This is a genomic window from Campylobacter sp. RM16189 (genome assembly GCF_012978815.1).
Classification (GTDB): domain Bacteria; phylum Campylobacterota; class Campylobacteria; order Campylobacterales; family Campylobacteraceae; genus Campylobacter_A.
Genome location: NZ_LIWR01000001.1, coordinates 21,112 through 36,255 on the forward strand (window position 1 = coordinate 21,112; position 15,144 = coordinate 36,255).

The 15,144-nt window shown below is 36.0% G+C and carries 15 protein-coding genes; 4 read left to right on the forward strand and 11 right to left on the reverse strand.

Going from position 1 to position 15,144, the window contains the following annotated elements; translation table 11 throughout:
- Positions 1 to 5: 5 nt before the first annotated feature.
- Genes fliY through aroQ form a run of 9 tightly spaced genes read right to left on the reverse strand, consistent with a single transcriptional unit; the run spans position 6 to position 7,225 of the window.
- Entirely contained in the window at positions 6 to 851 is an 846-nt protein-coding gene (gene fliY / locus CDOM16189_RS00120; protein ID WP_169973564.1) for a flagellar motor switch protein FliY, read from the reverse strand.
- Positions 841 to 1,953 (reverse strand): flagellar motor switch protein FliM, encoded by a 1,113-nt coding sequence (gene fliM, locus CDOM16189_RS00125; RefSeq protein WP_169973329.1) that lies wholly within the window; start codon positions 1,951 to 1,953, stop codon positions 841 to 843. Before fliM ends, fliY begins: the two co-directional genes overlap by 11 nt.
- Positions 1,953 to 2,660: an RNA polymerase sigma factor FliA gene (locus tag CDOM16189_RS00130; protein WP_169973330.1), complete on the reverse strand. Its 708-nt coding sequence runs from the start codon at positions 2,658 to 2,660 to the stop codon at positions 1,953 to 1,955. The genes fliM and CDOM16189_RS00130 overlap by 1 nt, the downstream gene beginning before the upstream one ends.
- On the reverse strand, positions 2,632 to 2,988 hold the full coding sequence (locus CDOM16189_RS00135) for a hypothetical protein (RefSeq protein ID WP_170000670.1): 357 nt from the start codon (positions 2,986 to 2,988) through the stop codon (positions 2,632 to 2,634). The genes CDOM16189_RS00130 and CDOM16189_RS00135 overlap by 29 nt, the downstream gene beginning before the upstream one ends.
- Positions 2,989 to 3,002: 14 nt before the next feature.
- Positions 3,003 to 3,869 carry a P-loop NTPase gene (locus CDOM16189_RS00140; protein WP_170000671.1) on the reverse strand — a complete coding sequence of 289 codons (867 nt, stop codon included), beginning with the start codon at positions 3,867 to 3,869 and terminating at the stop codon, positions 3,003 to 3,005.
- Positions 3,862 to 5,217 (reverse strand): flagellar biosynthesis GTPase FlhF, encoded by a 1,356-nt coding sequence (gene flhF, locus CDOM16189_RS00145; RefSeq protein WP_169973333.1) that lies wholly within the window; start codon positions 5,215 to 5,217, stop codon positions 3,862 to 3,864. Before flhF ends, CDOM16189_RS00140 begins: the two co-directional genes overlap by 8 nt.
- Entirely contained in the window at positions 5,207 to 5,710 is a 504-nt protein-coding gene (gene folK, locus CDOM16189_RS00150; protein ID WP_169973335.1) for a 2-amino-4-hydroxy-6-hydroxymethyldihydropteridine diphosphokinase, read from the reverse strand. The genes flhF and folK overlap by 11 nt, the downstream gene beginning before the upstream one ends.
- Positions 5,707 to 6,732: a M24 family metallopeptidase gene (locus CDOM16189_RS00155; RefSeq protein ID WP_169973337.1), complete on the reverse strand. Its 1,026-nt coding sequence runs from the start codon at positions 6,730 to 6,732 to the stop codon at positions 5,707 to 5,709. The genes folK and CDOM16189_RS00155 overlap by 4 nt, the downstream gene beginning before the upstream one ends.
- Before the next feature lie 10 nt (positions 6,733 to 6,742).
- Entirely contained in the window at positions 6,743 to 7,225 is a 483-nt protein-coding gene (gene aroQ / locus CDOM16189_RS00160; protein WP_169973338.1) for a type II 3-dehydroquinate dehydratase, read from the reverse strand.
- 150 nt (positions 7,226 to 7,375) lie between these two features.
- On the opposite strand from aroQ, the gene mqnF reads away from it, so the two are divergent.
- Together mqnF and sppA are read left to right on the forward strand one after the other, a co-directional pair.
- The gene (gene mqnF / locus CDOM16189_RS00165; protein WP_169973339.1) at positions 7,376 to 8,599 is read left to right on the forward strand and encodes an aminofutalosine deaminase family hydrolase; all 1,224 of its coding nucleotides are present in this window, start codon (positions 7,376 to 7,378) and stop codon (positions 8,597 to 8,599) included.
- 12 nt (positions 8,600 to 8,611) lie between these two features.
- The gene (gene sppA / locus CDOM16189_RS00170; RefSeq protein WP_169973340.1) at positions 8,612 to 9,481 is read left to right on the forward strand and encodes a signal peptide peptidase SppA; all 870 of its coding nucleotides are present in this window, start codon (positions 8,612 to 8,614) and stop codon (positions 9,479 to 9,481) included.
- A gap of 2 nt (positions 9,482 to 9,483) precedes the next feature.
- Here the strand turns inward: sppA and ribD are convergent, their stop codons facing one another.
- Together ribD and bamA are read right to left on the reverse strand one after the other, a co-directional pair.
- Entirely contained in the window at positions 9,484 to 10,485 is a 1,002-nt protein-coding gene (gene ribD / locus CDOM16189_RS00175) for a bifunctional diaminohydroxyphosphoribosylaminopyrimidine deaminase/5-amino-6-(5-phosphoribosylamino)uracil reductase RibD (RefSeq protein ID WP_211436532.1), read from the reverse strand.
- 58 nt (positions 10,486 to 10,543) lie between these two features.
- The gene (gene bamA / locus CDOM16189_RS00180) at positions 10,544 to 12,766 is read right to left on the reverse strand and encodes an outer membrane protein assembly factor BamA (RefSeq protein WP_169973341.1); all 2,223 of its coding nucleotides are present in this window, start codon (positions 12,764 to 12,766) and stop codon (positions 10,544 to 10,546) included.
- Between the two features lie 83 nt (positions 12,767 to 12,849).
- On the opposite strand from bamA, the gene CDOM16189_RS00185 reads away from it, so the two are divergent.
- Together CDOM16189_RS00185 and pgp6 are read left to right on the forward strand one after the other, a co-directional pair.
- Positions 12,850 to 13,680 (forward strand): prephenate dehydrogenase, encoded by an 831-nt coding sequence (locus tag CDOM16189_RS00185; RefSeq protein WP_169973342.1) that lies wholly within the window; start codon positions 12,850 to 12,852, stop codon positions 13,678 to 13,680.
- Positions 13,681 to 13,748: 68 nt separating this feature from the next.
- Positions 13,749 to 15,119 carry a peptidoglycan metallopeptidase Pgp6 gene (pgp6, locus tag CDOM16189_RS00190; RefSeq protein ID WP_169973343.1) on the forward strand — a complete coding sequence of 457 codons (1,371 nt, stop codon included), beginning with the start codon at positions 13,749 to 13,751 and terminating at the stop codon, positions 15,117 to 15,119.
- The last annotated feature ends 25 nt before the right edge of the window (positions 15,120 to 15,144 follow it).

Sequence of the window (15,144 nt, forward strand, 5' to 3'; positions counted from 1 at the left end):
CAAATTTATCGAAGCTGCTCTAAACGCTCTTTTTTGCTTCCTATTTCAGTGATCTGGATACCAAAATTTCCGTCCACTATAACAACTTCACCAAGTGCGATTACCTTATCGTTAATAAGGATCTCAAGAGGATCGTTTGCAAGCTGGTTTAGCTCTATAACCGAGCCTATATCCATACTCAAAACATCTTTTAAAAGCATTTTTTTAGATCCGATTCTAACCCTGATAGGTAGTCTAACATCCATAATAAGATTGATATTTTGAAGCTCTGTTGGACTTAGCTCCATCTTATATTGTCCAGATTTTTCACTGGCATCAGAACCTTTTTTTTGATCTTTATTAAAAAAACTAAAAAAAGAAAAATCTACGACCACACCCAATTGCTCACTAATATCTTCGATATTTACGCCATAAATATAAATTTTTTCAAAGCTACTTATATCAAAACTTGAATCTTCGTCTATAAAATTTACCTTTGAAATTTCAAAATTTAGCTTTGGCATAGTTTTTTGAGCGCCCAGAGATGTAGAAAAAGCCCCTAGGATATTTGAAAAAACCTCTTTGGTAGCATCCAAATCATCTTCGCTTAAACTTTCATTTCGTGAAATTTCCTCTTCTCCCATCATCCATTCACCTATAGCACTCATAAGCACAGGAGTTGCCACAAGCATTATCTTAGCCGTTATATCACCGCTAACATTTATATTTGCTACGGCAATAGGCGGCTTAATGCCTTCTTGACTTGGAGCGTCAAATTCAGCCTTGGCACCAAATTCAGGAGTCCTACCGGTAAGCCCCTCGATAGTAGCCTTGCATTCATTTATAAAAATTTCAAAAAAATCATTCATTATATTCATCGCTCTCTTCCATCATATTTTCATCATACTCGTTTTCTTCTTGCTCGTAACTCATTAGCCTAGCCTTTCGCTCCTCTTCATATTGCTCTAAGATATGCTTAATCTCATCTTTATCGGTTCTGATAAGCTCTTCTATCTTTATTGATTTTCTAAATCTATGAAGCCCTACTTCTGCTAAAAAGACCTCTTTTTTATCTATCGTAACTATAGCTCTATTATCAGCAGAACGATCAAGACGTAGTATGTCGCCTTCTTTTAAGTTTAAAAACTCATTTACGCTTATTACCGCCTTACCCAGTATCGCCTCATATAATACTTCGGCACGACCTATTAGCGTCTTTAACTCTTTGTTTCTGCTCTTTTTAGCACTTGTCTCACCAAGCATTATATCACGGTTCGCAAGACGTGATAAAATCGGTTCAAGATAGATAACAGGGTAGCATATATTTATCATTCCGCTTGAGTTGCCGACTATGATCTCCATGACAACCATTATTACGATTTCGTTTTGAGATACTATTTGAACAACATTAGGGCTACTCTCTTTAGCCTCAACGTTTGGATACATATCAGTAATAATACTCCAACTGTCTTTTAGCCTTTGCATCATCATTCTAAGTATCGCGTCAAGCAAATTTACCTCTATATCGGTTAGCTCTCTACTTGTCTCAAAACCCTCGCCATTGCCACCTAGAAGTCTATCTATCATAGGAAAGGCTATACTTGGATTTATCTCAAGCACGCAGTTACCGTCAAGAGGTTTGATCGAAAATACGTTAAAGCTGGTTGGGCTTGGCAAACTCATCAAAAACTCGCCATAAGTCATCTGGTCTACGCTATGAAGTCTAATCTCTACAATACTTCTCATTACGCTTGAAATTTGAGAAGCCAAATTTCTCGCAAGTTTATCGTGTATGCCTTTTATGGCACGAAGCTGCTCTTTGGAGACACGATTTGGTCTTTTAAAGTCATAGATTATAATCTGTCTTTGATCCTCGCTAGACGAACCCCCTATGCCTATATCGGCACCCTCTGCATCCTCGTCTACGACTTCAAGCAGCGCATCTATCTCTTCTTGACTTAAAATATCAGCCATTATTTACCCTCAAGCCTCTCTCTTAGTTTATTCATTAATCTTTTATGAATTTGCGAAATTCTTCCTTCGCTAATTTGTAAAATTTCACTTATCTCCTTTAAGCTTAGCTCTTCGTAATAATATAACTGGATGACGAGTTGATCGCGCTTATCAAAAGTAGATAAAATTTCTTCTATTTTCTCTATCAAATTCTCTTTTTCTATCCTATCAAGAGTGTTTTCTTCGCTCATTATATCAATTTGATCGTCTATTCCAAGAGTCACTATTACTGAGCTTACATTTCTGGCGTCTCGAATTTTTTCTATATCTTCACCAAGAGCATCTGCCAGATACTCATCATCGGGCTCGCACTCATACTTATTAAAATACTGATCTACAAGAGTATCTATTGATTTTATAAGAGTTCTACTAGCTCGGCTTACCACATCAAGTCCTCTTAAAAAATCAAGCATCGAACCGTAAACACGCTTTTTAGCATACCCCCAGAAAGAATCATTCTGCTCTTTATCATATTTTCTGGAGAGTTTTATCATCTCCTCTACGCCTATGCCTATAAGGTCGTTTACATCAATAGTAGCAGGCAAACGCTCTTTGAGCCTAAAGGCCATAGCCCTAAGTGCGGGCATATATTGCAAAACTATATCATCTTGCTCTTTTTTTATAGTTGCGGAATAGGCATTAAGCTGCTTTTGCTTTAGATTGTCCATTATTATTACTTAATGTCTGTTTTATAAGCGCATTCTCTACAGCAAGTTTAGCAAGCATACTCTCGATTCTTTTCTCCCTTACGCTAAGTTCAGTAATCAAATAATCAGCACTCTCCTCATGTTCATGCTTATTAAAATGTCCTTTAAAAATATTCCTTACATCGATATAGTTCATTATAACAATATGTATCAGAAGGTAGAAAAAGAATGTTATCAAAAAAGTATATATCATCATCTCTATAGGCTCATCAACCTTTAAAGTAACAAACATAAGTCCTATAAAAAAACCGCATACAGTAAAAAAAGCTATAAAATTTTCCGCTCGCAAAATAACATCCTATTTTAAAATTGCTCAATCAACCGCTTAAAAAAGCTGCCAAAGCTTCTATTTTCGCTTGTATCAAGCACTTTTCGTTCCAATCTATAAAGCAGTTTTGATGCTATCTCCTTTAGTTCTCCGCTGCTTGTCGAAAATTCAGCGTCATCTGTAAATAAAGTCCTTTGCTTAATACTCTTTGATACGTTCTTATTTTCGCTAAGATAGCCTATTAGCTCAAGGTTAAGATCATTGGTAATATTGGCCTTGGCGACTTTTCGGATGTTTTCAAAGATTTTAACAGCCTCTTTATCATTTTTCACCATATTAAAAAGCATAAAGATATTGTTTTTTACTCTTGAAGTTACCTTTATAACAGCATAAGCATCGGTAATTGCGGCAGGATCTGGCACCGTGACTACTATAACCTCATCAGCAGCCTCTAAAAACAGATGTGTATTACCCCCTATTCCGGCTCCCGTATCTATTATCAAAAAATCAAGATCGTTTAAAGCGCTAGCCTCGTCTAAAAACCTCTCGTATAAAAACTGATTATTAAATTTTAAAATTTCATCCCCGCTCTCTCCGGGAATAAGGATCAAGTTTGGCTTGATTTTTACTAAAATATCATTTAAAGAGCATTCGCCTTTTAATACGTGAAGTAGGTTTTTATTAACTCTTACATTTAAAATCACGTCTAAATTTGCAAGTCCGATATCAGCATCAAATAATGCTACTTTGTAGCCGTTATTAGCCAAAACATTTGCTAAATTTGCACTTATAGTACTCTTACCGACTCCACCCTTACCGCTTGTAACAGCGATAAAATGAGTGCTTCTAGGAACCATGCTTGAAGAGACAAGAGTCTTTAGCTTATTAGCTTGATTATTCATCTTTACTCTCCTTGCTGTATCCATCCAATATACACTCTACTAAAAATTCACTCTTAGCCTCCATTAGATCATCAGGCACCTCTTGCCCTACACAAAAGTAACTCACAGGCGTATTTGTCTCGTAAATAAGAGAGAATACGTTTCCAAAAATTTTAGTCTCGTCAAATTTAGTAATTATCAAAGTATCTATGTCAAGGAAGCTAAAACCGTTATAAATTTCTAATAAATCCTCCGCCTTTGATCCGGCAGAGAGAACTAAATTTACATCTATTTGAGCGTCAGCACTCTTTAAAAACTTTTCAAGTCTAGCTAATTTTTCTTTATCATACTGAGAATTCCCGGTAGTATCTATCAAGATCACATCGCAGTGGTTTAGCTGCTTAAGAGCATCTTTAAAATCATCTACTTCAATTACGTCAAGTATCGGCAACTTCATCATCTTGGCATATTGAAACAATTGCTCCACAGCTCCGATTCTATATGTATCAAGAGTGATTATTCCGGTTTTATACCTTATATCCTTACCATAGGCAAAGCGTGCCGCAAGCTTTGCTAGAGTCGTTGTCTTGCCAACTCCAGTAGGTCCTACTAGCATCATAATACGTTGTTTTCTATTTTTTTGCTCGTTTCTGCAAGGAAGCATTTTACGAAGCAAGGAGTAAAAATATCTTTTTACCGCATTTGGATTGGTTTTCATAGAAGTAGGCATATTTTCAATCGTAATCTGCATAATTGAGTTTAAATGCTCATCTTTCATACCGCTTTTTTTCGCAGCTTTATATATGCTCGCAAACTCAGGCGGTATAATGAGATTATTTCTGCTAGAAGCCCTATCCTCCCAGAGCATATCCATCATCAGATTTACCTTATCTCCGATGGCGTTCATCTGCTTTGCCACATCATCTATTTTTTTATTATAAGATGGATTTTGTCCTTCATTTGGGCTGGTTTCCATACTTATCTTTGTTATTTCACTTATCTCTTTTGCAGCCTTTGATATATTTATTAGTATATCGTTATCTTTGTTTGTATTTTTTTTATTTCCAAACAGCTCATCATCAGGCACAAAATCGCTATTTTTAGGCTCTTCTATAATCTCAAATTTAGGAGCTTGATTAATATTTTGAAATTGATCGTAGCCCTTTAAACTTACCGGCTTTAAAGGCTGCTTTTGTGGCTCATCCTCTTCAACACTAACTAAAATTTCATATAAAGGTTTTTTATTTATGGTCTTTGGCTGAATCTGCTTAGTAGTTACCAAAATCGCCTTTTCACCACACTGAGCTCTAGCTTTTTTTAGCGCTTCTATACTGCTTTCACCTGTAAATGTATGAAATTTAGTTGCCAAATCTACTCCTTTTAAAACCCATTTTCATCACACCAAGCGGTAAAATTACACTTAGTCTCTCTCCTGCTCCTTTATGTGGAAGAGTAAGCCTAGAGTCATTTCTATTTCGCCCACTAAAATACAATATATCTACATCAAGCGTTCTTGGCGCATTTTTAAAACTTCTTACACGCCTAAATCGCCTCTCTAAATTTAAAGTTACTTTCAACAAGGCTCTCGCACTAAGGCTAGTTTGAATCAAAATCACAGCGTTGTAAAAATCCGCCTGTTCTCTAAAACCAAATGCCTCATTTACCAAAATTTGAGAACTCTCTACTAAATTTATCCGCTTATCATCTTGCAAAAGTCTAAAAAACTTATCAAAACGCCTTTTAGAGTCCCCTATATTTCCACCTATGCCCAAAAGAACGCTATATTTAAAATCGGATTTAAAACTTAAAACTTTTGGAAAAAAAACGCTTCTAACAAAGCGTCTCATTCCCTTTAACCTCATAAAATTTCAGCTCCGTTTTCTCGAACTACAACCACATCCTCGATTCTGACGCCAAATTCATTCTCTATATATACTCCTGGCTCCACGCTAAAAACCATCCCGGCTTTTAAAAGCGTTTTGTCTTTCATCGATATCCTTGGAAGCTCATGTATATCTACTCCCACACCATGTCCTGTAGAGTGGAAAAACTCCTTTTCAAAGCCGTGCTTAGATATAAATTTGCGCGCTACATCATCTATCTCTTTGGCTTTTTTGCCTATTTCAATAGAGTTTATGGCCAAACTTTGAGCCTCTTTTACGATCTCGTAAACCTCTTGATGTTTTTGATTCTTAAATTTTTGCTCTTTAGAAAAGTTAAAATCGGATGTAAAACAAGCTGTTCTTGTTCTATCAGAGAAGTATCTTTTAAATTTTACTCCGGCATCAAGCAAGAGTAAGTCGCCCTCTTTTAGTCTCTTTTTGCTTGGTAGCGCATGCGCTTTGGCTGCATTTTCATTTATCGCCACAATCGGGGAGAAGCTAAGCTCAAGTGATCCTTTTTGCTTAAATATGAGCTCAGCGTTAAAAAACAACTCCTCTTCGCTCATTCCTTCGCCTTTTTCTCTTACAAATTTTGCAAATTCGTCAAAGCATTTAGCTCCTAATCTTGCGGCCTCTTTTAAAATTTTAATCTCATCTTCATTCTTTAAAATACGTGAAATTTGTGAAAAATTAGGCTTTGGTTTAAAATTGATTTTTGAATTTTTATTTAGCTCTTCAAACTCTGCCACACTAAAATCACAAGGATCGAAGGTCAAATTTTTAACTCTTTTGTCTCGTAAAAATTCTCTGACGTCTTTTATCAAGCCTCTTTGAACCTGCAATACTTGACAGTTTTTAGCCAACTCTTTAGCCTCTATCCCGTATCTAGCGTCTGTTAAAAAAAATCTTCTGCCACTAATATCGACAAAGAGCGCATTATCACAGCTATATCCGCACTCATGATATATGGCATTTTCATTTTTTAGAATAAAATTTCTCATGATTTTTTAATTATTCTTGTGTATTTTGAGCCTGCCTTACCGCTTTGATTTGCTCGAAAATTTGAAGCATTGCAATCATTGCCAGATGATATCCTACAGGTCCAAAACCAACTATTTGGCCGGCGGTTACCACAGATATCATGCTCTTTTGGCGAAATTCTTCTCTGCGGTGAATATTGCTGATATGAACCTCTATCGCAGGTAAGCTAACAGCGCTTAATGCGTCTCTTATGGCAATAGAGCTATGTGTATAGGCTGCAGGGTTTATTATAATACCGTCAGCATCTCCGTAGCACTCTTGAATTTTATCCACAAGCTCACCCTCTAAATTGCTTTGAAAAAACTCTATATCTACATCGTTTTGCTCTGCAAAAAGTTTCATTTGATTATGAATGTCTTCCATTTTCATAACACCGTAAATAGAAGTCTCTCTAGTGCCCAGCATGTTAATATTTGGTCCTTGAATAACCATAACCTTAAATTTTTTATCCATAGCATTTCCTTTTTGTAAATTTTAAATTTAGCTTTAATTATACATTTTTATTTCTAAATTTTTGTTTTTATCAGCCGTTGCTTCATCCGATCATATTGAAGCTTTGAAATAAGAAAATTTTGTTACAATCACAACAAAAAAAGGTTAAAAATGACTATTTTAAAGCCAAAATTTATAATGCTCTGCGATGAAAATTTCACTATTTTACAAGATAAGGCAGTTGCTTTTGACGACAAGATAATAAAAATAGGCGAAGCGAGCGAGCTAAAAAAAGAATTCAAGGATGCCGAATTTATAGAAGAAAAAGAAACAATCCTGGCTCCGGCATTTATAAATCCACATGTTCATTTAGAGTTTAGCGCTAATAAAACTAGCCTTGTTTATGGGGATTTTTTGGAGTGGCTAAGTAGCGTAATAAACTCTCGTTCCACGCTTTCGCAGCAAGCCAATGAAGAAGTTATAAAATCCGCTATAAAAACTATGCAAAAAAGTGGAGTAGGCACTATAGGTGCGGTTTCTAGCTTCGGAACAGACCTCAAAGCCTGTGTTAAAAGCTCTGCTAGAGTAATATACTTTAACGAGATTTTAGGCTCCAATGAGGAATTTTTAGATGTAAATTGGCAGGGCTTTAAAAAGCGTTTCGATGAGAGCGTGAAATTTAAAAGCGAATTTTTCACTCCCGCTATATCCGTTCACTCGCCATACTCTACACATCCAAATTTGGCTAAAGCCGCTATAAATCTCGCAAAAGAGCAAAATTTACTAGTATCAACGCACCTAATGGAGTCAGATCACGAAAGAGAGTGGCTAAAAAGTGGCGTAGGCGGATTTAAAGAGTGGCTTGGTAAATTTAGTAAATTTCCAAAACCTCTTTATAGCGTGGATAGTTTTATTAAACTGTTTGCTGGCGCTAGAACTCTCTTTACGCACTGCGTTTATATGAGTGATTTTAGCAAATTTGATAACCCTATTCACAGCGTTACACATTGCGCTTTTTCAAATAGGCTACTAAGTAAAAAGACTTTGAATTTACAAAATTTATTAGATCAAAATATCTCTTTCAATATAGGCACAGACGGGCTTAGTTCAAATATAAGTCTAAATTTTTTAGACGAATTGAGAGCTAATTTATTAATCCATAGCGATTTTGATTTAAAAAATTTAGCTAAAATTTTGCTCCTTGCATCCACTTCATGGTGTGCAAAGTCCCTAAATTTAAATCTTGGAGAGATTAAAGAGGGAAAACTGGCGGATATGGCATTGTATGATAGATTTGGTAACACAGAGCAAGATGGGCTTGCTTTGATGTTTTTGTTACACGCAAAAGAGTGCAAAAAGCTATATATCCAAGGCAAACCTTTAAATTTAGACTAATAAGGAAAGAAATTGAATTTTTTAAAACTACTTTTCTCGCCGATAGTTGCGATATTTAAATTTATAAATGAATATTTTAAAACTATGATTTTTCTCTTAATCTTATTTTTGATATTCATCTACCCCGATTCAAAAGGAGTAAACAGACCCAATTTGGTTCAAATAGATATAAGTGGCGTGATTTTAGATAGCCAAAAGACGCTAAAAGAGATACATGAAGCGACCAAGGATGATCATATCAAAGGTGTTTTGCTGTTCATAGATAGTCCCGGAGGAGCTCTTGCGCCAAGCACAGAGATAGCTATGGCGGTAAAAAAATTAAGAGCCAAAAAACCCGTGATAGCTTATGCGGGCGGAACAATGACTAGCGGAAGTTATTACTCCGGAGTAAATTCAAATAAAATTTTGGCAAATCCGGGCTCGTTCATAGGCTCAATAGGGGTTATAATTCAAGCTCCAAATATAAGCGAACTGGCTAATAAAATCGGAATATCTCAGCAAGTTGTAAAGGCGGGAGAGTTTAAAGAGGTAGGAACATTTGCCAGAGAGTGGAGCAGTATTGAGCGAAATGAGCTTGAAAAACTGGTCAAAAAATCTTACGATATGTTTGTGCAAGACGTGGCCTTGGCAAGAAATTTAGATGTCAATAAAAGCTTAGAATGGGCAAACGCTAGAGTATTTTTAGCCTCTGATGCTAAAAGAGTCGGGCTTATCGACGATGTAAGCGATTATTACTCGGCAAGAGAAGAGATAGAAAATCTAAGCGGTGTGGCTATGCCTGTGTGGAAAGAGAAGCATGCTTACGAAAGAGCTCTGGACGGAATTTTAAAAGATAGTGTAAATAGCGTGATAAACTCTGTTTTTATAAACTGGATCAGGTAAGTTTATCTTATTATTTTGTACCAGCCATAGTTATCGCTGCCAAAATTTGAGCTAAACAGCCTTTTTAGCCTTAAATTTGCTCTTAAATTTTGCAAGTTTTTAAACTCGCTTGATTGATAGATTAACACCCAGCTTACTCTTTCATCAAGTGAGTTTAAAAAACTCTCCCCGCCTTCAAACATCACAAGAGGAACTTTAAAAGCCTTTTCAAGACTATTTGATATCTCAACGATTCTACCACTAACATTAAAAAGCGGAATTGTTTTATCAAAATTTTGCGCCTTAGAGTAGATAAGAATATCCGGATTTTTACCGTTTTTTATCAGTCTGGTATCAAGAGTAGGGCGGTCTGTTCGCACTGTATTGCCACCTATTACAAGCAGATCTGATGCGCTTCTTAGTCTATGCATACGAGTGCGGCTTTGTTCGTTTGATATGACTCCGCCGGTGGCTACTCCATTTGCGCAAAGGGCTATTTTAAAAAAGCTGAAATTTCCATTCTGCCAAAACAAAAAAGGTTCTATAAGCTCATCGGCCCTCTCTTTTAAAACATCGAATTTAAGCTTGATATTTCCGTCTCTTAAAATTTCAGCCCCGCCACTTGCCTTTTTATTCTCATCTCGCCTAGCTATTATGACCTCTTTAAAACCTAAAACTTTAAGCAGATTGGCACAAGGCGGAGTTTTGCCATGATGAGAGCACGGCTCAAGAGTTACATAGGCCTTTGAGCCCTTTAAAATACCGTTATGATTAGCCAAAATAAACTCATAAAGCTCTTTTGGGCCGTTTGGAAATTTAAAATCAGGATTTAGCTTAAAAAGTGCCGATTTTACGGCATTTAGCTCAGCATGAGCCTCTCCAGCTCTCTCATGAGCTTCACATGCAAGAATTGCACCGTTTTTATCCAGGATCACACAGCCAACGGCAGGATTTGGATAGGTTAAAATTTGAAATTCCCAAGCCTTTTGCAAGGCTAAATTCATATAAAATTCATCATTTATCATATAAAAACCAAAAGTTATAGAAAGGATATAGACCAGAGTCTATATCCAAATAAGCCTTTTAGAAGCGCTGTCCGATCGTAAATTCAAACGAGCTAGTCTCATCTCCTGGCTTATCGTTAAGTGGTTTGGCAAAAATCAGTTGAAGCGGTCCTATAGGCGTGATCCACTCTATACCTGCGCCGGTTGAGTATCTTGTATTCTCATTTATACTGTTTTGGCCTATCTTGCCGTAGTCAAAAAATAACACACCACGCATTTTTACTCTATCTATTATAGGAAAACTAAGCTCAAATGAGTTATTAAAAGATATAGTTCCTCCCGTTTCATCTCCATATTGGTTTTTAGGAGAGACTGTCCTTGAATCATATCCTCTTAAATTTTTAATACCACCTAAATACAGCTTCTCGTTAATAGGCACATATCCTCTATCCCAAATTTTAGCAAAATTTGCCTTGTATCTTAAGATTAAATCATAATCAATCCACTCCCTAAGCCCAAGATACCAGTTAAATCCCGTTCTGCTTTTTATAAATTTCTCATCTCCGCCAACTCCTGCGTATTCAAGGCTGGTAGTGGCTATTATGCCGGTTCTTGGCAAATAATAATCATCTGTATTATTATATGTAATAGACGGAATAAAGGCGCTTTTTAGACTTTTACCCTCTTTATAGCCTGTCCTAATAAGAGTCTCGTTTAGCTTTTTAATATTGCTTTGCTCTATGACATACCCTATCGAAGCGCTTAAATTTCTAGTTAATTTTCTTCCTAAAACGGTATTAAATCCATATGATCTCTCATCGTAGTTATTCCAATCGTAATCGTTGGCATATAGAGTTCCTCCTAAGCTATACTCAGAATCAAATATTCTAGGATTAGTAAGACCAATCTGCCCTGAAAGCTCATTATCGCTTCTGTCTACGCTCAATACGCCTTTCATACCGCTACCAAATACGTTTGTATCAGATACACTTGCATTAAGTAGCAATCCATCAGAGCTTCCATATCCTATACCACCGCTTATTGATCCGGTTGAGGCCTCTTTGACATTTACTAAAAGATCAACCTCATTAGCTCCCACCCTCTCTTCTTTTATCTCCACATCTTCAAAGTATCCGGTTCTTTTAAGCGCTGTTTTACTATCTTCAAGATCAGTTCTGCTGTATAAATTTCCTTCTGTTAAATAAAGCTCTCTTCTTACGACCCTATCTACGGTTCTATCGTTTCCTGAAATTTGAACGTTTCTGATATACGCCTTATCTCCAGGAGCTACCTCGTAAACTATGCTCACGCTCTTATCTTGGCTATTCTTATCCGTTCTTGGCATAACTTTTACAAAAGCGTATCCTCTATCGGCAACTATATCGTCAAGCTTTTGCATATCTCGTCTAAGCCTCGCCGAATTCATCCTATCGCCCGCTTCTAGTTTAAATTCTTTTAAAATTTTTTCCTTATCAAGCTCTAAAAACTCAGGTGCTTCTATATCAACACTAGATACTCTGTAAGGCTCACCCTCACTGATATAGTAAGTAAGCTCTGCAGTATAGTTATCCATATAGGCATTTAGATATGGCGTAGAAACCGTAGCGTCAAGATAGCCCTTTTGAAAGTATTTATCTTGGATTCGTCCCGGATCGTTTGGTAGCTCAAAAAGTTTTACTTTTCCGTCATTTCTACCCCACATCCAACCCATAAATTCACGTTCTTTATTAGCCACAACAGGCTCTATATCGCTATAATCAAAAATCTTAGCGCCTACTAAATTTACCTTTTGAATTATGATATTTTCACCACGATTTACATTCAAGGTTACAAATAAACTACTGTCATTGCCGGCTACACTCTCTTTGGTTACATCCACAACGGTATCAAAATAGCCCTTTGACTCATAAAACTGTCTAATTCGCTCTTTTGCTCTACTGATAGCGAGTTCATCATACATATTTCCTTGTTTGATGCCAATTAGTTGATCTATCGTAGTCTTATCGTTTGTTACAACGCCTTTTATATCAAGTCTTGCTATACTCGGTTTTTCTTTTACGACGACTAAGACATTACCATCACTTTCCTCGATGTAGATATCATCAAAATAATTTTGTCTAAACAAATTTGAAATTGCAGTATCGCTATTTTCACCAGTTAATTGATCTCCTACTTTTAGCCCCATAATATCTTTTGCAACCTCGGGAGATAGGCGTAAAAGACCTTTGAAATTTATAGACTTTATCTCTACAGCACTGCCTAAACATGCCGCGGCAAGTATTAAAAAAACGCTTTTTTTCATTGAATTTAACCTAAAAATGAGTATTAGGCGGTATAATAACACATTTTAATTTTAAACAATATAAATTTACAAAGGCTTTTTTTATGAAAATAGGCATCATCGGATTAGGGCTAATCGGTGGCTCTTTAGGACTTAGCTTAAAAAATGAAAAATTAATCTCTTGCGTAAGCGGACTTGATTTAAATAAAGAGCATGAACAAAAAGCACTGGAGCTTGGCTTGGTACATGAAATTTTAACCCTTGACGAGATGAAAAAAAAGTGCGATATGATATTTCTAGCTATTCCTGTTGAAGCGATAATAAAAATAGTAAAAGACCTTGAAGACATAGATGAAAATACTACAATAATTGATCTTGGAAGCACAAAAGAGAAGATTATAGAGGCAGTTCCTGAAAAAATAAGACAAAATTTTATCCCAGCTCACCCTATGGCAGGTACGGAATACTCAGGCCCACAAGCAGCTTTTCCTGGTTTATTTAAAGATGCCGTTGTAATAATTTGTGACTTTAAAGAAAGTAGCGAAAAACATGTAAAACGCTGTGTAGAGCTATTTTCTCATATTGGCATGAAAATTGTGTTTATGAGCGCAAAAGAACACGATCATCGCACAAGTGTAATATCTCATCTACCTCACGTCATCAGTTTTTCACTTGCATCAAGCGTATTAAAAAAAGAAAATAAAAAAGACATTATCGCACTTGGTGGAACAAGCTTTAAGGATATGATAAGAATAGCAAAAAGCTCACCAGTAATGTGGAGCGATATTTTTAAACAAAACAAAGACAACCTAATAAACGCAATAGATATGTTTAAAAAAGAGCTAGAAGATTGCGAAATTTTAGTTAAAAACGAAAAATGGGAAGAGCTTAAAAACTGGATGAGTGAGGCAAGAAAGATACGCGAAATTTTATAAATTTACTCCAAATTTATAGCTTTTTAGTAAAATCTCGAAAAATAAGATTTAGGTTTTAGGATTATTTAATGAGAAAAAATAGATCAAATTTTATAGCTTATAGTGTGCTTTTTATTTTAATAATTGCTGGAATTTTTATGCTGTTTAGCTCAAAATCGTTTGAAAAAGAAAAACCACTGATATCGATAGAGGATCAAATTTATTGGAACCTTACATCACCCTTACCTATAAAAATAACCGATGAAAGTGGCATAAAATCTTTAAAAATAAGCATGCTTGATGCAGAGCATCAGATGATTTTAACTAACCAAAATTTTGAAGCCCCCTTGGATATTTTAGATATAAATTTATCATTTCCAAAGACCGGATTTCAGTCTCAAAAAAAGAATTATACCATGAGCATTGAAGCGATTGATGCGAGCAAATGGGGCTTTTTTATGGGAAACAAGCAGACAAAAAATGTTGAAGTCATAGTCGATGGCAAAAGACCTGAAGTAAACATCCTAAATCACTCCTACGCAATCAATAAAGGCGGAAGTGCAACGGTCGTATTTAAGGTAACGGACGAGAGATTAAAAGAGCTATATATACAGACAAATTTCGGCAAGAAATTTATACCTTCTAAATTTTATAAAGATGATTACTATGCCTCTTTAGTAGCTTGGCCCGCGACACAAAGCTCGTTTAGCGCAGATGTGGTCGCGATAGATTATGCGGGAAATATCACAAAGAGCAAAATAAGATTTTTTTATCAAAACAGAACTTATAAAAGCTCAAAAATAAAACTTGATAACCAAAATAGATTTTTAAACGAGAAGATACCCGAGCTAGCTGCACAATACGCACAAAATCACGAGTCAATGTCAAATCTAGAAAAAATGAAATTCGTAAACGAAAATTTACGCGGAGCCAACGAGAAACTAATCTCTGACATCACATCAAAAATATCTACAGATACTATAAGCGAATTTAGTCTAAAAAAATTCTATCCTCTTAAAAACGCAAAGGCTGTTGCGAGTTTTGGTGATCACAGATATTATACTTTTGATGGACAAGACATTAGTGAGTCTTGGCATATGGGGCTAGATCTTGCCTCTACTAAAAACGCAAGTATTATAACAAGCAACAACGGCACAGTGGATTTTGCCGGAGAGAATGGAATTTACGGGCAAACCATCATTATTAATCATGACTTTGGAATATTTTCACTATATGGACACTGTAACTCGATAGCGGTAAAAACAGGAGATCGGATAGGGGCGGGAGATCGGATAGGGGCTACCGGAGTAAGCGGGCTTGCCATGGGAGATCACTTGCACTTTGGAATGATAGTTCAAGGCATCGAGGTAAGACCTGAAGAGTGGATGGATACAAGCTGGATGAGAGATAATGTCTTAAATGTTTTAAATGCCGCAAAAAAGATGATTGATGGTAAATAAAATTTATTATTTGTTACTAAAAAAT